General features: G+C 63.8%; 21 protein-coding genes. 12 read left to right on the forward strand and 9 right to left on the reverse strand.

Annotated elements, in window-relative coordinates:
• Positions 1-48: 48 nt before the first annotated feature.
• Entirely contained in the window at positions 49-1341 is a 1293-nt protein-coding gene (gene serS / locus FCK22_RS08565) for a serine--tRNA ligase (RefSeq protein WP_067266407.1), read from the reverse strand.
• Between the two features lie 217 nt (positions 1342-1558).
• On the opposite strand from serS, the gene yajC reads away from it, so the two are divergent.
• Genes yajC through FCK22_RS08615 form a run of 10 tightly spaced genes read left to right on the forward strand, consistent with a single transcriptional unit; the run spans position 1559 to position 8370 of the window.
• Positions 1559-1837, forward strand: coding sequence for a preprotein translocase subunit YajC (gene yajC / locus FCK22_RS08570; protein WP_067266404.1), 279 nt, complete (start codon positions 1559-1561; stop codon positions 1835-1837).
• Positions 1838-1872: 35 nt separating this feature from the next.
• Positions 1873-3522, forward strand: a complete 1650-nt coding sequence (secD, locus tag FCK22_RS08575) for a protein translocase subunit SecD (RefSeq protein ID WP_067266402.1) — start codon at positions 1873-1875, stop codon at positions 3520-3522.
• A 1-nt stretch (position 3523) separates the two neighbouring features.
• Positions 3524-4492: a protein translocase subunit SecF gene (gene secF, locus FCK22_RS08580; RefSeq protein WP_067266400.1), complete on the forward strand. Its 969-nt coding sequence runs from the start codon at positions 3524-3526 to the stop codon at positions 4490-4492.
• The gene (locus FCK22_RS08585) at positions 4485-5240 is read left to right on the forward strand and encodes a sulfite exporter TauE/SafE family protein (protein ID WP_067266399.1); all 756 of its coding nucleotides are present in this window, start codon (positions 4485-4487) and stop codon (positions 5238-5240) included. Before secF ends, FCK22_RS08585 begins: the two co-directional genes overlap by 8 nt.
• An 18-nt stretch (positions 5241-5258) precedes the next feature.
• Positions 5259-5612 (forward strand): Mth938-like domain-containing protein, encoded by a 354-nt coding sequence (locus tag FCK22_RS08590; protein WP_067266397.1) that lies wholly within the window; start codon positions 5259-5261, stop codon positions 5610-5612.
• Between the two features lie 19 nt (positions 5613-5631).
• The gene (ccmA, locus tag FCK22_RS08595; RefSeq protein ID WP_067266393.1) at positions 5632-6243 is read left to right on the forward strand and encodes a heme ABC exporter ATP-binding protein CcmA; all 612 of its coding nucleotides are present in this window, start codon (positions 5632-5634) and stop codon (positions 6241-6243) included.
• Positions 6240-6896 carry a heme exporter protein CcmB gene (gene ccmB, locus FCK22_RS08600; protein WP_067266391.1) on the forward strand — a complete coding sequence of 219 codons (657 nt, stop codon included), beginning with the start codon at positions 6240-6242 and terminating at the stop codon, positions 6894-6896. Before ccmA ends, ccmB begins: the two co-directional genes overlap by 4 nt.
• Positions 6897-6948: 52 nt before the next feature.
• A complete protein-coding gene (gene ccmC / locus FCK22_RS08605; protein WP_067266389.1) occupies positions 6949-7683 on the forward strand; it encodes a heme ABC transporter permease CcmC in 735 nt (244 codons plus the stop codon).
• A complete protein-coding gene (gene ccmD / locus FCK22_RS08610; RefSeq protein ID WP_082852106.1) occupies positions 7680-7838 on the forward strand; it encodes a heme exporter protein CcmD in 159 nt (52 codons plus the stop codon). The genes ccmC and ccmD overlap by 4 nt, the downstream gene beginning before the upstream one ends.
• Complete coding sequence (locus tag FCK22_RS08615) at positions 7831-8370, forward strand: DsbE family thiol:disulfide interchange protein (protein ID WP_231886380.1); 540 nt, start codon at positions 7831-7833, stop codon at positions 8368-8370. The genes ccmD and FCK22_RS08615 overlap by 8 nt, the downstream gene beginning before the upstream one ends.
• On the opposite strand, the gene FCK22_RS08620 is transcribed toward FCK22_RS08615, so the two are convergent.
• The 3 genes from FCK22_RS08620 to acnA form a co-directional block, all read right to left on the reverse strand.
• Positions 8360-8950 carry an NAD(P)H-dependent oxidoreductase gene (locus FCK22_RS08620; protein ID WP_067266377.1) on the reverse strand — a complete coding sequence of 197 codons (591 nt, stop codon included), beginning with the start codon at positions 8948-8950 and terminating at the stop codon, positions 8360-8362. The genes FCK22_RS08615 and FCK22_RS08620 overlap by 11 nt on opposite strands.
• 62 nt (positions 8951-9012) lie before the next feature.
• Entirely contained in the window at positions 9013-9825 is an 813-nt protein-coding gene (locus FCK22_RS08625; RefSeq protein WP_136720373.1) for a hypothetical protein, read from the reverse strand.
• A gap of 143 nt (positions 9826-9968) precedes the next feature.
• A complete protein-coding gene (acnA, locus tag FCK22_RS08630) occupies positions 9969-12743 on the reverse strand; it encodes an aconitate hydratase AcnA (protein ID WP_067266372.1) in 2775 nt (924 codons plus the stop codon).
• A 252-nt stretch (positions 12744-12995) separates the two neighbouring features.
• On the opposite strand from acnA, the gene FCK22_RS08635 reads away from it, so the two are divergent.
• Entirely contained in the window at positions 12996-13706 is a 711-nt protein-coding gene (locus FCK22_RS08635) for a DUF1223 domain-containing protein (RefSeq protein ID WP_067266370.1), read from the forward strand.
• 9 nt (positions 13707-13715) lie between these two features.
• On the opposite strand, the gene FCK22_RS08640 is transcribed toward FCK22_RS08635, so the two are convergent.
• From FCK22_RS08640 to FCK22_RS08650, 4 genes are all read right to left on the reverse strand, one after another.
• A complete protein-coding gene (locus tag FCK22_RS08640) occupies positions 13716-14624 on the reverse strand; it encodes a lysophospholipid acyltransferase family protein (RefSeq protein ID WP_067266368.1) in 909 nt (302 codons plus the stop codon).
• Between the two features lie 138 nt (positions 14625-14762).
• A complete protein-coding gene (locus FCK22_RS18905; protein WP_162931827.1) occupies positions 14763-14921 on the reverse strand; it encodes a hypothetical protein in 159 nt (52 codons plus the stop codon).
• A gap of 74 nt (positions 14922-14995) precedes the next feature.
• Positions 14996-16300, reverse strand: coding sequence for an adenylosuccinate lyase (gene purB / locus FCK22_RS08645; protein WP_067266366.1), 1305 nt, complete (start codon positions 16298-16300; stop codon positions 14996-14998).
• A gap of 209 nt (positions 16301-16509) precedes the next feature.
• The gene (locus FCK22_RS08650; protein ID WP_067266364.1) at positions 16510-17721 is read right to left on the reverse strand and encodes a bifunctional alpha/beta hydrolase/OsmC family protein; all 1212 of its coding nucleotides are present in this window, start codon (positions 17719-17721) and stop codon (positions 16510-16512) included.
• Positions 17722-17889: 168 nt separating this feature from the next.
• On the opposite strand from FCK22_RS08650, the gene FCK22_RS08655 reads away from it, so the two are divergent.
• Positions 17890-19044 (forward strand): aminotransferase class I/II-fold pyridoxal phosphate-dependent enzyme, encoded by a 1155-nt coding sequence (locus FCK22_RS08655; RefSeq protein ID WP_082852104.1) that lies wholly within the window; start codon positions 17890-17892, stop codon positions 19042-19044.
• A gap of 38 nt (positions 19045-19082) precedes the next feature.
• On the opposite strand, the gene ligD is transcribed toward FCK22_RS08655, so the two are convergent.
• A complete protein-coding gene (gene ligD, locus FCK22_RS08660) occupies positions 19083-21542 on the reverse strand; it encodes a DNA ligase D (protein ID WP_067266363.1) in 2460 nt (819 codons plus the stop codon).
• Positions 21543-21695 lie beyond the last annotated feature (153 nt).

Here is a 21695-nt window from a genome sequence, read left to right on the forward strand (position 1 = left end):
GATGGCCCGACCCCTGCGGGGCGGATCGGGCCTAGCGGTGGCTGACCCTTAGGCGAGCACACCTTCCGCAGTGAGGGTCGTCTTCCCCCCCAGATAGGGCGCAAGCGCCTCGGGCAGCTTCACCGAGCCATCCGCCTGCTGGCCATTTTCCAGCACCGCAATCAGGCAACGCCCAACCGCCAGCCCCGAGCCATTCAGCGTATGCACGAACTGCGGCTTGCCGCCGCCCTCGGGTTTGAACCGCGCGTTCATGCGCCGCGCCTGAAAATCGCCGGTGGTGGAGACCGAGGAGATCTCGCGGTAGCAATCCTGCCCCGGCACCCAGGCTTCGATGTCATAGGTCCGCCGCGCGCCGAACCCCATGTCGCCGGTGCAGAGGATCACCGTCCGGTAGGGCACGCCGAGCTTCTCGAGGATGCCCTCGGCGCAAGCCACCATGCGCTGCTGTTCGGCGTCGCTCTCATCCGGGTGGGTGATCGAAACCATCTCGACTTTCTCGAACTGGTGCTGACGCAGCATCCCAGCGGTGTCGCGGCCCGCGCTGCCGGCCTCGGAACGGAAGCAGAGCGTATGGGCGGTGAGACGGATCGGCAGGGCGCTTTGCTCCAGCGTGTCGCCGCCCACCGAATAGGTCAGCGGCACTTCAGAGGTCGGCACCAGCCACCAGCCATCCGTGGTCTGATAGCTGTCCTCGCCGAATTTCGGCAGTTTGTCGGTGCCATACATCGCCTCGTCGCGCACCAGCACGGGGGAGTTCACCTCTGTCAGGCCGTTCTCGTCGACATGGGTGTCAATCATGAACTGCGCCAGCGCGCGGTGCACCCGCGCCACGGCACCTTTCAGCATGACGAAACGCGCGCCCGAAGTCTTGGCGGCGGTCTCGAAATCCATGCCGGGTTTGACGCCTTTGATCTCGTAATGCTCGACCGGTTTGAAATCGAAGGCGGGCTTCTCGCCCCAGCTTTTCACCTCGACATTGTCGTTCTCATCATCGCCTTGAGGCACGTCATCGGCGGGGTTGTTGGGGATGCGGGCGAGCATGTCGGTCAGCTTCGCGTCCAACTCCTGCGCCTCGGCGTTCATTGCGGCGACTTCGGCCTTTTTGTCGCTGACCAGCGCGCGCAGGCGCTCGAACTCGGCCTCATCCCCACGGCCTTTGGCGGCGCCGACTTCCTTGCTGGCCTTGTTCTGCTCGGCCTTGGCGCTCTCGGCGGCGGCGATCTTGGCGCGGCGCGCGGCATCAAGGGACAGCACCGCCTGCGACATCGCCGCCTCGCCCCGGCGGGCAAGAGCGGCGTCAAAAGCCTCGGGATTGTCGCGGATGGCGCGGATGTCGTGCATGGGTTTGTCCTCAAGATCGGGTGAGTCGGTTTTGCTGCCTTATGCCTTAATGTGCGGTGCGGGGGTAGGGGCCGCAACCATGCGGCGATTGGCCCCGTGCGGGCGGGCAGGCGGCATCGGCTTTCCACCTTGCACCCCGCTGCCACCGCGCATAGGTTCTGGCCAAATTCTCAAGGCCCATTTTGCGGCCCAATACCCATCGAAAAGGACGACCCCCATGGAAGGCATCCAGCAATTCGTGCCGCTGATCCTGATCTTCGCGATCATGTATTTTCTGCTCATCCGCCCGCAGCAGAAGAAGGCGAAGGAACATCAGGCCATGGTGGCCGGTCTGCGCCGGGGCGATCAGGTCGTGACCCAAGGCGGCATCATCGGCAAGGTCTCCAAGGTCAAAGACGATGGTGAGATTGAGGTGGAAATCGCCGAAGGCGTGAAAATTCGCGTGGTGCAGGCCACCATCGCCACCGTGGTCTCCAAGACCGAACCGGCGAAATAAACCCTACCCCGAGGCCGCAACCCAAAGGCGGAACTATGCTACAGATTGATCTGTGGAAGCGGATTGTCATTGTCCTGACCTGTCTGGCAGGGCTTTGGCTGGCGCTTCCCAATGCCTTTTACGCTCCTGTCGAAAAGCACAATGACGCCGTTGCGGCCATCGAGGTTCAGGGCAGCACGCCCGAACTGGAAGCGCAGCGCGCGCTTTGGCCCGAATGGATGCCCTCGGGGCTGGTGAACCTTGGCCTTGACCTGCGCGGCGGTGCGCATCTACTGGCCGAAGTGCAACTGGCCGATGTCTATGCCTCGCGCATGGAAGCGCAATGGCCCGAGGTGCGCGACGCTCTGCGCAGCCTGACACCGGTGCGCCGGCAAGAGGCGCCAGCGGGGGAGTTGCGGGTCCGTCTGAACGATCCGTCGAAAATGGCCGAGGCGCTGCAGATCACCCGTGATCTGGCCCGCCCCGTGACCACCGTGACCGGCGCAGGCGGCAGCGACATCGACGTGAGCGGGGCCGATGGCATCATCACCATCACCCTGTCGGATGCCGAAAAACAGGCGACCGACGAACGCACCATGCAGCAGAGCCTCGAAATCGTGCGGCGCCGCATCGACGAGGTCGGCACCCGTGAGCCGACGATTCAACGTCAGGGGGCGGACCGCATCCTGATCCAAGTCCCCGGCATCGGCTCAGCGGCCGAGTTGAAAGCCATCATCGGCACCACGGCGCAGCTGACCTTCAACCCGGTGGTCAACCGCGGCTCGAATGAGAACGACAACCCCGGCATTGGCAACGCCATCCTGCCCGCGGCGGATGAAGAAGGCGTCTTCTACACAATCGAGACCGCCCCCGTCGTCACCGGCGAGCAATTGGTCGACGCGCAGCCAAGCTTTGACCAGAACGGCGCGCCTGCCGTGTCCTTCCGTTTTGACACCTCCGGCGCACGCAAGTTCGGCGATTACACGGCTGAGAACATCGGCTCTCCCTTCGCCATCGTGCTCGACGATGAAGTCATCAGCGCGCCGACGATCCAGAGCCATATTCCCGGCGGGTCGGGCATCATCACCGGGCGCTTCTCGGTTGAGGAAAGCACCAACCTTGCCGTGCTGCTGCGCGCGGGCGCCCTGCCCGCGGGGCTGAGCTTTGTCGAAGAGCGCACCATTGGCCCGGAACTGGGCCAAGACAGCATCGACGCAGGCAAGATCGCGACCATGGTCGCCTTCGTCGCCGTGCTGTTCTTCATGTGGGCGTCCTACGGGCTGTTCGGCTTTTTCGCCAATATAGCGCTGCTTATCAACGTCGGGCTGATCTTTGGCCTTTTGAGCCTGATCGGGGCCACGCTGACGCTGCCGGGCATCGCCGGGATCGTGCTGACCGTCGGCATGGCCGTTGACGCCAACGTGCTGATTTTCGAGCGTATCCGCGAGGAGCAACGCAATGCCAAAGGCGCTGCGCGGGCAATCTCACTGGGGTATGAGCGCGCGCTCAGCGCCATTCTGGATGCCAATATCACGACTTTCATCGTGGCGGTCATCCTCTTCGCTCTCGGCTCTGGCCCGGTGCGCGGCTTTGCCGTCACGCTGGGGCTGGGCATCGTCACATCGGTTTTCACCGCCTTCTTCGTCACCCGCTTGCTGGTGGTGATCTGGTTTGAACGCCGCCGTCCCAAGACAATCGAGGTTTGACATGCGACTGAAGCTGGTACCCGACAATACGAACTTCGATTTCTTCGGCTATGCCAAGATCACCTTTGGCGCCTCGGTGGTGTTGATGGTCCTGTCCCTGATCGCTTGGAGCGTGATGGGTCTGAACTTCGGCATCGACTTCCGGGGCGGCACCACCCTGCGGACCGAAAGCTCCCAAGCCGTCGACGTAGGCGCTTACCGCGATGCGTTGGCCCCGCTGGAGCTGGGCGACGTGACCATCTCCGAGGTCTTTGACCCCGGTTTCGGCGCGGACCGCCATGTGGCGATGATCCGCGTGCAGGCCCAAGAAGGGCAGCAGGCGGCGACCACCGACACGATCGAAACCATCGAAGCGGCACTGCAAAGCGTCGCCCCCGATATCAAGTTCACCTCTGTCGAATCCGTGGGGCCCAAGGTCTCGGGTGAGCTGATCCAGACCGCCTTCCTTGCCGTGGGCGGGGCGCTGGCGGCGATCCTGATCTACATCTGGCTGCGGTTCGAATGGCAATTCTCGGTCGGCGCGGTGGTGGCGCTGTTCCACGACGTGGTGCTGACCATCGGGCTGTTCTCGCTCCTGCAGATCCGTTTCGACCTGCCAGTCGTGGCGGCGATCCTGACCATCATCGGCTATTCGATCAACGACACCGTGGTGATCTTTGACCGCCTGCGGGAGAACCTGCGCAAATACAAAAAGCGGCCCCTGCGCGATGTGATGAACCTCAGCGTGAACGAGACGCTGAGCCGTACGTTGATGACCTCGGGCACCACCTTGCTGGCGCTGATCGCGTTGCTGATCTTGGGCGGCGACGTGATCCGGGCCTTCGTCTTTGCCATCACATGGGGCGTGATCGTGGGCACCTATTCTTCGGTCTATGTGGCCAAGAACGTGGTGCTCTACCTTGGCGTGAAGCGCGACTGGTCCAAGCCCGACGCGGGCGCGGGCACGCAATTCGCCAATATTGATGCCTGACCTGCTGGCGCAGGCCATCGCCACCCCCGGGGTGGCATGGCTTGCGCTGGCCGTGATGGTGGCGGGGCTGGTGCGCGGCTTCGCCGGTTTCGGCTCCGCCATGATCATCATGCCCGTCGCGGCCTCTGTCCTCTCCCCGGTCGAAGCGATTCTGTTTCTCACCGCTGCCGAATTGATCGGCCCCCTGCCAAACCTCCCCGATGCCCTGCGCGAAGGCGCGCCCCGCGAAGTGGGGCGGCTGCTCCTCGGCGTGCTGATCGGGATGCCGCTTGGGCTCTGGGGGCTGTCGCTGATCTCGCCCGAAGGGTTCGGCTGGATAGTCTCGGGCGTGGTGCTGGGGCTTCTGGCGCAGCTGCTTGCGGGCTGGCGCTATCACGGCCCACTTGGCGCGAAGCTGGTGACGGCCACCGGCGCTCTGGGTGGCTTTATGACCGGTTTTGCGGGCATCGCCGGGCCGCCGGTGATCCTGCTCTATATGGCAAGCCGCAGGCCCGCTGCGGTGATCCGGGCGAATTTTTTGCTCTATCTTCTGGGGCTCGACCTGATGCTTTTTGCCATGCTGGCGGCGACGGGGCAGGTGGTCAGGCCGGTGCTGTGGCTGGGCCTCTTGGCCGGGGTGCCGAATGTTATCGCCAATATCATCGGGGCGCGGCTATTTGACCCAAAGCGAGAGCGGCTTTTTCGCGCAGTGGCCTATATCGTCATCGCCGCATCGGCTATCCTCGGCCTGCCGCTGTGGAGTATCTGAGCCTGTGAGGGACGTGACATGCGATTGAACGAGATCACCTATACCGACGCCAAACCGATCGACGGCTACGGCCCCGGCTTTTTCCGCATCGACGGAGAGGTTGTCGAGGGTGCGCAGGTGATCGGCCCTGAGGGCATCACCGGCTGGGGCGGTCTGGCCGATCCCGCGCCAGTGCTGGCGCTGGCGGGCAAAGTGGATGTCGTCTTCCTCGGCACCGGGTCGGAGGTGGCGCATATCCCCGATGACCTGCGTGAGACCTTGGAAGAGGCCGGGCTGGGGGTCGAGGTCATGTCCTCTCCCGCCGCTTGCCGCACCTACAACATTCTGCTGAGCGAGGGGCGGCGCATCGCGCTGGCTCTCTTGCCGGTCTAAGGGCGGAGCGGCGCGGCCAGTGCAAGTCAGCAACCTTAGCGTCGCACGCGGCGGGGTGCCCGTGCTCTCGGGCCTGTCCTTCGCGCTGGCGGCGGGGGAGGCCTTGGTGCTGCGCGGCCCGAACGGGGCCGGAAAGACGACGCTGCTGCGCTGTATCGCCGGGCTGCAAGCGCCGCTCACGGGGCAGATCGAGGGGGCGGAGGACCGGGTCGCCTATGCCGCCCATGCGGATGGGCTGAAATCCATGCTAACCGTCCGCGAGAACCTGAGCTTTTGGGCGCAGGTCTTTGGCAACACTGGCATTTCCGCAGCACTTGATGGCTATGCGCTGCGCCCTTTGGCGGACCGTTTGGCCGCGACCCTTTCCGCCGGGCAGAAGCGCCGTTTGGGCTTGGCGCGGCTCTTGGTGACGGGGCGGCCGATCTGGGTCTTGGACGAGCCGACGGTCTCGCTCGACGCGGATGCGGTGGCGCTGTTCGGCGCTGTCCTGCGCGGGCATTTGGCGGCGGGCGGATCGGCCCTCATGGCCACGCATATCGATCTGGGGGTGGAGGCGCGCATGCTCGACATCAGCGCCTACCGCGCGGCCCCCGATGCCGATCTTGGCGCAAGCGATGCGGCCTTCCTATGAAGGCGTTGCTGCTGCGAGACCTGCGTTTAGCGCTCCGGGCGGGCGGGGGCTTTGGCCTTGGTTTGGCGTTCTTTCTGATCGTGACGATGCTGGTGCCCTTCAGCGTCGGGCCAGAGGCCACGCTGCTGCGCGCGATTGCGCCCGGTGTGCTTTGGCTCGGGGCGCTTTTGGCCTGTCTTCTGTCGCTCGACCGTCTGCTGGCGCTCGATCTCGAAGACGGCTCGTTGGAGCTGCTGCTGACCGCCCCGCTGCCGCTGGAAGGGGCGCTGGCGGTCAAGGCTTTGGCGCATTGGTTGACCACCGGGCTGCCGCTGGTTCTGGCGGCGCCCTTTCTGGGGGTGATGCTGCAACTCGCGGCGCCCGGTCATCTGTGGCTGCTGGTCTCGCTGGCGCTCGGCACGCCTGCGCTGTCGGTCATCGGCATGTTCGGCGCGGCGCTGACGGTGGGGATCAAACGCGGCGGGTTGCTGCTGTCGCTACTCGTGCTGCCGCTCTACATTCCGACGCTGATTTTCGGGGCCGAAGTCGCCCGGCGCGGGGCGGCGGGCTTGGAGGCCACGACGCCGCTTTTGATGCTGGCGGGGCTGACGCTGGCCGTGGTGGCCTTGATGCCATTTGCCGCAGCCGCCGTGCTACGGATGGGGTTGCGATGACCCCGAAAAATCGTGCATTGAGCACCACCCAACCGCGCGATAGGTAGTCTGCATGTCCCTTTGGCAATACGCAAACCCGGTTAAATTCCTTGCGCTTTCGCAGCGCGTGCAACCTGCGCTTTGGGTGCTGGCGGCGGCCTTCGTGAGCGTGGGCTTGCTCTGGGGGTTCTTCGGCACGCCTGATGACGCGCGGCAAGGCAGCACGGTCAAAATCATCTACCTGCATGTGCCCGCCGCCCTGATGGCGATCAATGCGTGGTTCATGATGCTGGTGGCCTCGCTCATTTGGCTGATCCGCCGTCACCACGTCAGCGCATTGGCGGCCAAGGCCGCGGCCCCCGTGGGGCTGGTGATGACGCTGATCGCGCTGGTGACGGGGGCGATCTGGGGCCAGCCGATGTGGGGGACATGGTGGGCATGGGATCCGAGGCTTACGTCCTTCCTGATCCTTTTCCTCTTCTATCTGGGTTATATCGCGCTGTGGCAGGCGGTGGAGGATCCGGACACCGCTGCCGATCTGACCTCGGTTCTCTGCCTTGTCGGATCGGTCTTTGCCGTGCTGTCGCGCTATGCGGTGCAATTCTGGAACCAAGGGTTGCATCAAGGCACCTCGATCCCCGTGGCCACGGGCAACCGCAGCGTGGCGGATGTTTTCTTTTACCCGCTGGTGCTGGCGATGCTGGGCTTTGGCCTGCTGTTTCTGGCGCTGGTGGTCTACCGCACGGGTACCGAAATTCGCCTGCGCCGAACGGCGGCGCTCAGGGCGCGGATGAACAGGGGGGCGTGATGCCGGATCTTGGAAAATACGCGGCCGAGGTGCTCTCGGCCTATGCCGTATCCCTGCTGCTACTGGCGGCTCTGATCGGCTTGACCCTCTGGCGCGGCCGCGCGGCGCGCCGGGCTTTGGAAGAGACAGAGCAGGAGGCCGGACGCCGTGGCTAAACTCTCACCCATGATGATCGCACCACCGGTGATCTTTGCCGCCTTCGTCGCACTGGCCGCCGTGGGCATGTACCGCGACGATCCCGAGGGGCTGCCCTCAACGCTGGTGGGGCAACAGGCGCCTGCCATGCCCGCAGACACGCTGCCCGGCTATCCGCAGGCCACAGATGACATGCTGCGAGGTGGGCAAGTGAGCTTGGTGAACTTCTGGGCCAGCTGGTGCCCGCCCTGCCGTGCCGAACACCCCAAACTGCTTGAGATGCAGGCCGAGGGAATGAACATCATCGGCGTCAATTTCAAGGATACCGAGAAGAACGCGACTGCCTATCTCGAAGACGAAGAAAGCCCCTTTGCCGGGGTCGGTTTCGACCCGCAGGGGCGCGTGGCGATTGATTGGGGCGTGACCGCCCCGCCGGAAACCTTCATCGTCGACGGGGACGGCACGGTGTTGTTCCGCTTTGCCGGGCCGCTGGTCGGCAGCGATTACGAACAGCGGTTCCTCCCGGCGCTGCGGGATGCGATCACCCGCTGATTTTGGCAGCGTATTCAACCAAACGTTTCGCCTGATAGGCGATGGATTTCTTGCCAGTCTCACTCAGCGGGCCGGGTTCGCAGGAGTATCCGTAGGGGTTGCCGCCATCCTCGAATTTGACGCCATCGGCATAGCCCGGCGGCACGATAATCGCACCCCAGTGCATCGCGGTGACATAGATCGACTGAAGCGTCGTTTCCTGCCCGCCGTGCGGGTTCTGCGCCGAAGTGGTCGCCGTGATCGCCTTATTGGCCAGCGCCCCTGACTGCCAGAGCGGCCCCAGCGTGTCGATAAAAGCGCGGAATTGGCTGGCGGCGACGCCAAAGCGGGTGGGGGCCGAGATGAAATAGCCATCGGCCCATTCCATGTCCTCGGGTTTGGCCTCGGGGATGTCTTGCATCTTGTCCAATTGGGCACGCCACGCGTCTTGGCCATCGACAACGGCCTGCGGGGCGGTCTCGGCGCAGCGGCGCAGTCGGACCTCGGCGCCTGCCTCTTCGGCGGCACGGGCGGCTCGCTCAGCGATGGCGTGGTTGGTCCCATAGGTGGAATAGAACAGAACGGTGATTTTCGGGCTCATGGTATCTCCTTTCACGAGGTGCTTCGGATCAACGGGAATTCCCGGTCTTCTGTTCCTCGGGGTCAGAGCGAATAGGGCCGCGCCCATTCGCGCAGGCGGTCGACGAATTGGGCGTTGGTCAGTTGGTCCAAGCGGCCCTCGGGTGCGGTGAAACCGGGCAGCGGCTCAAGCGCGATGCGCAGGCGGCGCATCTGTTCGGGGTAGGGGGCGACCCGCTCGGCCAGTTCTACCATTCCTGCGGGCACCCGACGGGCGGGGTGTTCGGCGCTGTAGTAAAGCGCGAATTGCATCGCATTGAGGTTCGACACCAGATCGGCGAGGGCGGGCATGATGATCGTGTTCATCTCATCGCTGTCCGCCGCGAACATCGATGCCTTGCTCAAAAGCCCCCGCGCTTGCGCGACGGTGGTGGTGGTCGACAGCACGAAACTGACCGAAAGGGTGAGGATCACCATCCCATTGACCCCGACAAGCACCGACATCGCCAGCCAGAAGGGGCTTTGCGTTTGCAGCGGCCCGCCGCCGAGGGTCGAAAGCAGATGGCCGACAAAGGCGGAGTCGCGGACAAAACCCGCAGGCTCTGCATTGTCCGACATCACCACCGCCTCACGGCTCATCTGAAACACCAAGGTCCAGCCGAGGGAGACGAGCACGATCCAAGTCACCGCGATGGTCGTCATCACCACCGGGCCGGACAGGCGGTGCCGGGCGTTTCCCTTGGGCATGAGTTTGGTGAAGAGAGAAAACGCCGCCCGCGCCACCCGTTCCGACAGGGGCGCCACAGGGGCCGCGCCGATGGCGGTATAGAGAAAATCCAGCAGGACGATAACAAGGATCACCGCGCCCAAAGCGCCTAGCGCGTAACCTGCTATCATTGCTGTGCCTTCCTCGAACGCGATCGTCTTAGAAAGGCAACCCGTGATGCGCGGGCAGGTTCCCGCTCAAGGCCCTGAGGCAAAGAAAAAGGAGCGGCCCGCAGGGGCCGCTCCTTGAATTGTGTCGCAGTGGCGTTTGGCGCTTAGGCCGATTTCGCCAGATTGCGCAGCACGTAGTGCAGCACGCCGCCGTGCTCGATGTATTCGATCTCAATTGCGGTATCGATGCGGCACTTCAGGGTGATGTCCTTGGTGCTGCCATCCGCCATGGTGATCTTGCAGGGCACTTCCTGCAGCGGCTTGATGGTGTCGAGCCCTTCGATGGAGACGGTCTCATCCCCGGTGAGGCCCAGAGATTTGCGGGTGTCGCCGCCGGTGAACTCGAAGGGGATGACGCCCATGCCAACGAGGTTGGAGCGGTGGATACGCTCAAAGCTCTCGGCGATCACGGCCTTCACGCCCAAGAGGGCGGTGCCCTTCGCGGCCCAGTCGCGCGAGGAGCCCGCACCGTACTGTTCACCACCGAAGATCACCAGCGGGGTGCCGTTCTCCTGATGCGCCATTGCGGCATCGAAGATCGAGGTCTGCTCGCCATCGGGGCCCTTGGTGTAGCCGCCTTCAACGCCGTCCAGCATCTCGTTCTTGATGCGGATGTTGGCGAAGGTGCCGCGCATCATGACCTCGTGGTTGCCACGACGCGAACCGTAGGAGTTGAACTCCCGCACCGGCACCTGACGCTCGGTCAGATACTGACCCGCGGGCGTGGTTTCCTTAAAGGAACCGGCAGGCGAGATGTGGTCGGTGGTGATCATGTCACCCAGTACCGCCAGCACTTTCGCGCCTTCGATGTTCGAGATGGTGCCCGGCTCAGGCGACATGCCTTGGAAGTAGGGCGGGTTCTGCACGTAGGTCGACTGCGGCGGCCAATCGTAGGTCTTGCTGTCGGTGGTCTCGACCGCCTGCCACTTTTCGTCGCCCTTGAAGACATCGGCGTATTTCTCTTGGAAGGCTTCGCGCGTCACGGTCTGTTCGACCAGTTCGGCGACTTCCTGCGTCGAGGGCCAGATGTCTTTCAGGTAGACGTCATTGCCGTTCTTATCCTGACCCAGCGGGCTGTTTGTCAGGTCGTGGTTCATGTCACCTACCAGCGCATAGGCCACCACGAGGGGCGGGGAGGCGAGGTAGTTGGCGCGCACGTCGGGGCTGATGCGGCCCTCGAAGTTGCGGTTGCCAGAGAGCACCGAGGTGCCGATCAGGTCATAGTCGTTGATCGCCTTGCTGATCGGCGCTTCCAGCGGGCCGGAGTTGCCGATGCAGGTGGTGCAGCCGTAGCCGACGAGGTTGAAGCCGATGGCGTCCAAATCGTCTTGCAGGCCCGCGGCCTCAAGGTAATGCGACACAACCTGCGAGCCCGGTGCCAGCGATGTCTTGACCCAAGGCTTGCGCGTCAGGCCCAGTTCACGCGCCTTGCGCGCCACGAGGCCCGCGCCGATCATGACATAGGGGTTCGAGGTGTTGGTGCAGGAGGTGATCGAGGCGATCACGATGGAGCCGTCATGCAGCTGGTAATGGCCATCGTCGGTCATCACATAGCCGCGGTTGTGGTGGCCCTCGTCACCGGGGATTTCCTGCGGCTCGGGCTGGCCGCCTTCGCCTTCCCAACGGATTTCGGAGTTCGCGGAGGTGTCTTTGCCTTCGCGGATGCCTTTGACGTATTCGGCGAAAGCGGTGTGCGCCTTGTCGAGTGCGATGTAGTCCTGCGGACGTTTGGGGCCCGAGATCGCAGGCACGATGGTGCCCATGTCGAGGCTCAGCGTGTCGGTGTAGACCGGTGCGTAATCCGCATCGCGCCACATGCCGTTTTCCTGCGCATAGGCTTTGACCAGCGCCACGCGATCCTTGTCACGGCCGGTGTTGGTCAGATAGCGCAGCGTCTCGTCGTCGATCGGGAAGAAGCCACAGGTGGCACCGTACTCAGGCGCCATGTTGGCGATGGTCGCGCGGTCCGCCAGCGGCAGGTGGTCGAGGCCGTCACCGTAGAATTCCACGAACTTGCCGACCACGCCCTTCTCGCGCAGCATTTCGACCACTTTCAGCACGAGGTCCGTGCCGGTGGTGCCTTCCATCATGCGGCCCGTCAGCTCAAAGCCCACGACCTCGGGGATCAGCATGGAGATCGGCTGACCCAGCATCGCGGCCTCGGCCTCGATCCCGCCGACGCCCCAGCCTAGAACGGCGGCGCCGTTGACCATGGTGGTGTGGCTGTCGGTGCCCACCAGCGTGTCGGGGTAGGCCACTTCCTCGCCATTCTGGTCCTTGTCGGTCCAAACGGTCTGGCTGAGGTACTCAAGGTTCACCTGGTGGCAGATGCCGGTGCCGGGGGGCACAACGCGGAAGTTGTTAAACGCCTTCTGACCCCACTTGAGGAAGGTATAGCGCTCGATGTTGCGCTCATATTCGCGGTCCACGTTCATCTGGAAGGCGCGCGGGTTGCCAAACTCGTCGATCATGACCGAGTGGTCGATGACGAGGTCGACGGGGTTCAGCGGGTTGATCTTGTCGGCGTCGCCACCAAGCGCCACCAGACCGTCGCGCATCGCGGCAAGGTCGACCACCGCCGGCACGCCGGTGAAGTCCTGCATCAGCACGCGGGCCGGACGGTAGGCGATCTCACGCGGGTTCTTGCCGCCCTTGGTCGCCCATTCGGCGAAAGCCTTGATGTCGTCTTGGGTGACGGTCTTGCCGTCTTCAAAACGCAGCATGTTTTCCAGAACGACTTTCAACGCCGCTGGCAGTTTGGAGAAGTCGCCCAGACCAGCCGCTTCGGCGGCGGGGATGGAGTAATAGGCGACGTTCTGGCTGCCAACGGAGAGGGTTTTCCGTGTCTTGGCACTGTCGTGACCGACTTGGATTGTCATGGCGGGCTCCCTTCGGGGTCTGATGGGTGGCTAGATTGCCGTCTCAATGCCACTACGGGCGCGGCGGTTCAACTGTTATCAGGCGGTTTCGCGCGATTTTGTATACCATTGTGTACCGACTTTAAAGGGGGCATCATGCGCGGCATGCGGCTGTGGGCGCTAACGGCCGTTTCAACAAAGGTTGATTGGTATTTTACCCTCCCAGCCGTTAGACCAAAGCCATCACCGCGATATTGATCCGTCTGGAATTTTATGAAGCCCCTGATTTTTCCCGTCCTTGCCGCATTTTCGCTGCTGGCCGCGCCGTTGCAGGCTCAGCAGGAGCAGCCTGTGGTGGTCGAACTCTTTACCTCTCAGGGCTGTTCCTCTTGCCCCGATGCCGATGCGATGCTCGCCGAATTGGCCGAGCGGGAGGATATCATCGCGCTCGCGCTGCATGTGGATTACTGGGACTACATCGGCTGGGAGGATCCCTTTGGCGATCCGGCCCATGCCGAGCGTCAGCGCGGCTATGCCGCGGTCGGCGGGCGGCGCAGCGTTTATACGCCTGAGCTGATCGTGCAGGGGCAGACCGATATCGTCGGCGCGAAACCGATGAAACTGATGGACGCGGTCGAACGTCATGCAGAGGCCGCGCCGCAGGTGGCGCTGACGGTCGCGCGGTCAGGCGGTGCGGTTGAGATCACGGCAGACCCTTTGGCCAAAGGCGTGGGGCCAATGCAAGTCCACATGCTGCGCTATTCACCGATGGAGCGGACCAAGGTCACCCGGGGGGAAAACGCGGGCCATGTCATGGAGCACAGCAACGTGGTGCAGGGCTGGCAGGTCTTGGCGGACTGGGACGGGGCGGCGCCGCTGTCACTGCGTGCCGAGGCTGAGGGCGATCTGCCCGTCGTGGTCATCGTTCAGCGCAAAGAGCAGGGCGGCCCGGGGGCGATCCTTGCCGCCGCGCGAGCCAAGTAAGGCGCGGCGTTAGGTTTCGTGGGGCCGCCAGCGGCGGTGCACCCAGAACCACTGTTCCGGCGTCTTGGTGACCTGCGCGGTCAGACTGTCGTTCAGCGCCTGCGTCATGGTCATCGGATCGCTATGCGGCACCGGCGCTTCGAGCACCACGTCAAAGCTGACGCCATCGTCCTGACGAATGCCGTAAAAGGGGATCAGCAGCGCATCATAGCGCAGCGCCAGTTCCGCCGCCGAGATGGCGGTGCGGGCAGGCTTGCCGATAAAGTCGAGGATCGGCGCGCGGATGACATGTTGGTCGAACAGCAGCACCAGCCGACCGCCCTGTTTCAGATGCCGCACGAAACCCGCCGTGCCGCGCCGCCCTTGCGGAAACACCGGCCCGCCAAAGGCTTCGAGCGTTTTGACGTAATGTGCGTTGAAATAGGGGTTTTTCATCTCGCGGTAGAGGCCGCCGATGTCATAGCCCCGCGCCACGAGGGAGGCCCGCGCCGCTTCGTAATTGCCGTAATGCCCGGTCACGAGGATCACCGGCTGGCCCGTGCGGTTGGCCTCTTCCAGCGCAGCCATGCCCGGCCCCTGTGGGGCGATCTCGGCCATGCGTTTGGGAAAGTCCTCGGCGTAGTAATTCTCGATAAAAGACCGCCCGAGATTGTTGAGGCAGCGGGTGGCAATCTCCTCACGTCGGGCAAGCGGCATCTCGGGCCAGACATGCTCAAGATTGTCCAGCGCCCGGCGGCGGTAGCCCGCGAGGGGGGCCAGAACATGCTGCACCAATCCGCCGACAAAGCCGACCCGCGTCTTATAGGGCAGGGCCAAAGCCGTGCGGATGATGCCGACGATCAGCAGGTTGCTTAGGTAATGCCGGGCCCGGCGACCGAAGGGATAGGGCTTTTTGGCTTTGGTGGCTGGGTCCGACATGGGCTCTGACAGGCTGTTAAACTTTTCCTGACATAGCCTGCGCTGACGCGCGCAACAAGCCATGCCGGACGGCATAGGCCGGGGTCAGCCGTCAGAGGCCCGGGCAGGGGGCATTGTACTTTGCCGCCGATGGAAAGCTTAGGCGGTGGCGTCCGGCACGCAGGTGCCGCTGCTGATGTCGAGTTTCATCCCCTCGGCGCAGGTCATGACCTGTTTGTCATGAACGCAGCCCGAAGCAAGGGCGAGGGAGGGGGCCGTGAGCGCCATGAGGGCGCCGAGTGTCAGTGCGAGTTTCATGTCGTTTGCTCCTTTGACAGGCGCGGATAGGGTACACCCACCCGCGCCAATCTCAAAGCGTTACGATCCGCGTGTTACGCGCCGAAGACGCGCTTGAAGATCGTGTCGACATGTTTGGTGTGGTAGCCCATGTCGAATTTCTCATTGATGCCGTCTTCGCCCAAGGCCGCGACGACCTCTTCATCGGCCAGCAGCAATTCGCGGAAATCGAGCCGTTCTTCCCAGACCTTCAGCGCGTTGCGCTGCACCATGGAATAGGCATCTTCGCGGCTCACACCCGCTTGGGTCAGGGCCAGAAGCACCCGCTGGCTCATCACAAGGCCGGGGAATTTGTTCATGTTCTCCAGCATGTTATCGGGGAAGATCAGCATTTTGTCGACGACGCCCGCCAGACGGTGCAGGGCGAAGTCCAGCGTCACGGTGGCATCGGGGCCAATGCCGCGCTCGACAGAGGAATGCGAGATGTCGCGCTCGTGCCAAAGCGCCACGTTCTCCATCGCCGGGATCACCGACATGCGCACGAGGCGGGCCAGACCGGTCAGGTTCTCGGTCAGAACCGGGTTCTTCTTATGCGGCATGGCCGAGGAGCCTTTTTGCCCCATGGAGAAGAATTCCGCCCCTTCCAGCACCTCGGTGCGCTGCATATGGCGAATCTCGATCGCGACGTTTTCGATGCTGCTGGCGATGACGCCGAGCGTGGCAAAGAACATCGCATGACGGTCGCGCGGGATGACTTGGGTCGAAATCGGCTCGGGGTTGAGGCCCAGTTTCTCACAGACATGCTCTTCGACGCGCGGGTCGATATTGGCGAAAGTGCCGACAGCGCCCGAGATCGCACCGGTGGCAATCTCCTCACGCGCGGCGACGAGGCGGGCGCGGTTGCGGTCCATCTCGGCATAGAAACGGGCAAAGGTGAGGCCCATGGTGGTGGGTTCTGCGTGGATGCCGTGGCTGCGGCCCACGCGCACGGTGTCTTTATGCTCAAGCGCGCGTTTCTTCAGCGCGGCGAGCAGCTTGTCCATACCGTCGAGCAGCAGGTCGGCGGCACGCGTCAGTTGCACGTTGAAACAAGTGTCGAGCACGTCGGAGGAGGTCATCCCCTGATGCACGAAACGCGCCTCGTCGCTGCCGACATGTTCGGCCAGATGCGTGAGGAAGGCGATGACGTCATGTTTGGTCACGGCTTCGATCTCGTCGATGCGGGCCACGTCGAACTCGACATCCTTGGCTTTCCACACGGCGTCGGCGTTTTCGCGCGGGATCGTGCCCAGATCGGCCATGGCGTCGCAGGCATGGGCCTCGATCTCGAACCAGATGCGGAATTTCGTTTCCGGCGACCAGACGGCAACCATATCGGGACGGGAGTAGCGGGGGATCATGCGCGCACCTTTTTAGGACAGGGGATGGGTCAAGGGCGGCATAGACTGACTTGGGGTTAAGGACAAGTCTGAGGGGGGAGGGCCAGCACCTGCCCGGTCGCATCAAAGGTGCGCCAGATATACCGGCACGCCTTTAGTATGGCGGGCGGTCAGGCGATGGCCCGGCGTCTGCGGCGTGATTCCGGGCCGGGGTGGTAAAGTCACCGTCGTCACAGAAGCTCTGTCACCACCGTCGAACTCCGCTCCAACGTCCGATGCACGGGGCATTTATCCGCAATCTCCAAGAGCCGTTGACGCTGCTCTTCGGTCAAATCCCCCTCCAGCCGGATACGCCGCCGCCAAGTGTCGATCTTCTCTGCCGCGCCGGTGCATGCGTCCTGCGCATGCACCTTGTCGTGGCAGACATCCACGCTCACGCCGTCGAGTGGCCAGCCCTTGCGCCGGGCATACATGCGGATGGTCATCGAGGTGCAAGCCCCCAATCCGGCAGACAGAAACCCATAGGGCGACATGCCGCGGTTGGTGCCGCCATAGGCCTGCGGCTCATCCGCCAGTGCGTGGTGATGCGGGCCTGCGTTCACGTCTTGCAAGAACCCGTCGGCATCCGCTTCGGTCACGCGCACGATCCCTTCCGGCGCGCCGGGGGGCGGGGCGGGGGATTTCAGCTCCATGTAGCGATCCGCCCATGTGGCGATGATCTCTGCCGCATATTCGGCGTCGCGTGGGCGGGTGATCAGGTGGTCGGCATCGTCGAGGGTCACGAAGCTTTTGGGGTGTTTCGCGGTCATGAAAATCTGTCCGGCATTGTCGATGCTGACGATCTCATCGCGCGGCGCATGCATCACAAGCAGCGCGGCTTTCAGCCCCGCGATATCGGGGGCGAGCGTGGCCCCCTGCAGATCGTCGATGAACCCCTGACTGATGGTAAAGGGCCGCCCACCGAGATTGACCTCGGCACTGCCATTTTCCGAAATCTCGGGCAGGCTCTCGGCAAAGTTATGGGTCACATGGGCCGGATCGAAAGGCGCGCCGAGCGTGGCGACAGCGCTCACATGGGGCAGTTGTGCGGCGGCTTTAAGCACTGCCGCGCCGCCCAGTGAATGGCCGATCAAAAGCGCGGGGGCCATGTCACGGCCCGACAGATAGCGGCAAGCGGCGAGCAGATCATTGACGTTGGACGAGAACGACGTCTTTTCGAAATCGCCCTCGGAATGCCCCAGCCCGGTGAAGTCAAAGCGCAGTACCGCAATCCCCATCGCCGCCAAACGGCCCGCGATGCGCCGCGCGGCGGGGCTGTCTTTGCCGCAGGTGAAACAATGCGCGAAAAGCGCGGTCGCCAGATGCGGCCCCTCCGGCATGTCCAGCCGTGCGGAGAGTTCCGTGCCGCCCAGGCCGGGAAAGGTGATGCGTTCGATGGCCATGAGGCTCTCCAATTTGCTTGGGCTAAAGGTGACATCTCTAGCGGGCGGATCAAGGGCCGGGGCCGCGCGCTCACCCAAGCGTGACGCGAAAGCACTGCGCGTGATCGCATTTGCCCCCGGTTGTTGCTTTGTATACGACTTGTGCAAAACCCCTGTCGGAGACATATCTTGGCCCAGCCCCCCAAACCGAACCTGCACCCTGCCACCATCGCGGCCCAAGCCGCGGGCGCCGTCGATCCCGCGTCAGGCGGGGTGGTGCCGCCGGTGCAATTCGCCACCACCTATCTGCGGGACGAGAATTACGATCTGGTCAATCCCAACAACGTCTATCTGCGCTCGCATAACGAAAATACCCGCGTGGCGGAGCGTCTGCTGAACGCGCTCGAAGGGGCCGACGAGACGCTGATCTTCCCCTCGGGCATGGCGGCCATCGCGGCGGTCTTTCGCACGGTGCCCAATGGGGCGAGCGTGGTGGTGCAAAGCCAGATTTACTGGGGCACGACGAAATGGATCCGCGATTTCTGCGCCCGGCGGCAGATCGCGCTGCATGAGGTGGAGGCAAGCGATCTTGACGCCTTTGCCGCCCTGTGCCGCGCTGAAAAGCCTGACCTCTGCCTGATCGAGACGCCGTCGAACCCGTGGCTGCGGATCACCGATATCGCCGGGGCCGCTGCCGCCGCGCATAAGGTCGGCGCGACGCTGGTGGTCGACAGCACCGCAGCCTCGCCGGTGCTGAGCCACCCGTTGAAGCATGGCGCGGATATCGTGATGCATTCGGCGACGAAGGGGATCAACGGCCATTCCGATGTTCTGGCCGGGTCGCTCGCCACCAATGACGCCGAGACGCCGCGTTGGCAGATGATCCGCGATGACCGCAATGAGGCGGGCGCGGTGATTGGCCCGATGGAGGCGTGGCTATTGGCGCGTGGGATGCGGACCCTGCCGCTCAGGATGCGCGAAATGTCTCGCAATGCCATGGCCTTGGCTGAATTTCTGTCGGATCATCCGCAGGTGGAAAAAGTGATGTACCCCGGCCTGCCGGACCACCCCGGCCATGCGCTGGCCGCGCAGCAGATGCGCGGGGGCTATGGCGGGCTCTTGTCCTTTGTCGTCAAAGGTGGGGCCGAGGCGGCGTTGAAAGCGGCGGGGCGGTTGCAACTGTTCCACCGCGCGACCTCGCTCGGCGGGGTGGAAAGCCTTGTCGAGCATCGGCACACGATCGAGCCGCATACCGGGATCCCCGAGGGGCTGTTGCGTCTGTCGGTCGGGATCGAGGATGTCGAAGACCTTGGCGCTGATCTGGGCCAAGCGCTCGGGCAGTGAAACGAAATTGGCCGCGCACCCTCGCGGCCAATCTTGCCTCACCTTTCAGACCATTCCTGCAACTTGTCGATCACCCCATCGGTCAGCGATTGCAGATCCTCCTGCACCGCCAGTGCCGGGCAGGGCTGGTCCAGCCGCGCGGCCATATCGCCCATGTGGAAGCCATTGGCGCTGTCGAGCGTCTCTAATTCCTCCCAAGTCACCGGCGCGGCAACCGGCGCACCGGGGCGCGCGCGAAGGGAGTAGGGCGCGATGGCCGTAGCACCGCGTTCATTGCGCAGCCAGTCGATGAAAATCCGGCCCTTGCGCTTGGCCTTGGACATGGTCGCGACATAGCGGTCGGGGTCTTGCGCGGCCATGACATGGGCAAAGGTCTTGGCGAAAAGTTTGACCGTCTCCCAACCGCGCGTGCGGCGCAGGGCCAGCCAGACGTGCACGCCCTTGCCGCCGGTGACGATGGCCCCCGATTGCAGGCCGAGGGCCGCCAGCGCATCGCGCAGCTCAAACGCTGCTGCGCGGACATCGGCCCAGTCCAACCCTTCATCGGGGTCGAGGTCAAAGACCAGCCGATCGGGGCGGTCCAACCGATCCACCCGCGCGCCCCAGATGTGATACTCCAAACTGCCCATCTGCGCCGCCGCGATCAGGCTTTCGGGGCGCGTGGCATAGAGGTAATCCGCCGCGTCGCCATCGCTTTCCTCGATCGAGACGCGTGACAGCGCGTCGGGCATCCCGCCGCTGTCGTGTTTTTGAAAGAAACATTGCCCGTCGATCCCCGAAGGGCAGCGGAAGAGCGACAGCGGACGGTGGCCCATGAGGTCGATCATCCGCTCCCCGACACGTTCGTAATGCCGTGCCACATCGCCTTTGGTGCAGCCCGCATCGGGAAAAACCCTGCGGTCGGCATTGCTGATCTGCACGCCGCCGATCTTGCTGTCGCTGTCCATCTTAGGCTCCTCTTGCGGTTCCTCCAAGGTCACGCTGCCCGCGGCCTTATCCTCGCGCAGGCCCAGAAAACTGCCGTGCCGGATCACGCCATCGGCGGTAAACTCGGCAAAGTCGACCTCGGCCACCAGATCAGCGCGGACCCATTTGGCATCTCGCGCCACCTCCGCGGGCACATCGGCTGCGGGCGGGGTCTTGCGGGCGGTCATGGCGCGGGCGAGGTCGGACATCACCTCCTCAGAGAACCCCGTGCCGACGCGGCCCTTGTAGCGCAATTCGCCGCCCTCATGGCTGCCCAGCAGGAGCGAGGCAAAGGCGCGGCCCTTTTTGTCGGAGGGGGAATAGCCGATGATGACGAATTCCTGCCGCCGGGTGCATTTGACCTTGAGCCAGCTTTTGCTGCGCCTGCTGGAATAGGGCGCGTCAACGCGTTTGGAGATGATCCCCTCAGCCCCGGCTTTGCAGGCGCGGTCGAAGACTTCGGGACCATGACCGATGACATGCTCGCTCAGCCGCAGCGGCCCGCCTGCGGGCACGCCGGATAGCAATTGCGCCAGACGCGCGCGGCGGTCCATCTGCGGCGCGTCGCGAAAATCCTCCCCGTCGAGCGACAGCAGATCGAAGGCGTAAAAGACCAGCGGATGCCCCTCTTTCAGCGCCTTTTGCAGCGAAGAGAAGGCCGAGCCGTTGATCTTGGCCGCCATGACCTCTCCGTCCAACAGCGCCCGGTCGCAGGGCAGCGGATCGAAGGCGGCCCCAAGCGCGCCAAACTTATCGGTCCAATCCTTGCCGGAGCGGGTGAAAAGCCGCGTGCCGTTCTTTCCGAGGGACACCAGACAGCGGTAGCCGTCGAACTTGGTCTCATGCATCCAACCGTCCCCCTCGGGCGCGTCGGCGACGAGGGTGGCAAGCTGGGGTTTGACGAAAGCGGGGTTCTTGCCTTTGCGTTTGGGGCGTGGGTCGGCGACCTCTTTGGCGGGGGCGTCTTTGGCGATCTCGGCCATGGTGCGGCCCGTGGTGATCGACCGGGCGGTGCCCTTGGTCAGCCCATCGGGCAGATCGCGGGCATAGTCGTCACGCTCTTTGATCAGCAGCCAGTTCTCGCGCTTTTCCCGGCCCCGCATCCGCACCAGCGTCCAACCGCCCTGCATCTGCTGGCCTTGCAGCGTGAATTTGAGCTTGCCGTCTTTCAGCCCCTTTGGCACATCGCCCTGCGGCATCCATGTGCCCCGGTCCCAAAGCATGACCGTACCGCCGCCATATTGCCCCTTGGGGATCGTCCCCTCAAAGCCGCCATAGTCAAGCGGATGGTCCTCGGTCCGCACGGCAAGGCGTTTTTCCGACGGGTCGGGGGAGGGGCCTTTGGTGACGGCCCAACTCAGCAGCACCCCCTCCCATTCAAGGCGAAAATCATAGTGCAGGCGGGTGGCATCGTGTTTCTGAACGACAAAGCTTTGCCCCGCGCCGCTGCCGATCTGGCCGCGCGGCTCGGCTGTCGCCTCGAAATCGCGTTTGGCGTTGTAGCTGGCCAGCCTGTCGGGGGATTTGGCCATCACGAGGCTTTCTTACGCGGCGCCTTTTTCTTGGCGCTGGATTTTCCGCCGCCCGCTTCTTTCAGGCTCTCTTTCAGCGCGCCCATAAGGTCGATCACATTCTCGCCCTCGGCGGCGCTGTCATCCCCGGTCTGCACGCGCGGGGTCTTTTTG

It is taken from the genome of Sulfitobacter sp. 15WGC (genome assembly GCF_005068605.1).
In the GTDB taxonomy this organism is placed as follows: Bacteria; Pseudomonadota; Alphaproteobacteria; order Rhodobacterales; family Rhodobacteraceae; genus Sulfitobacter; species Sulfitobacter faviae.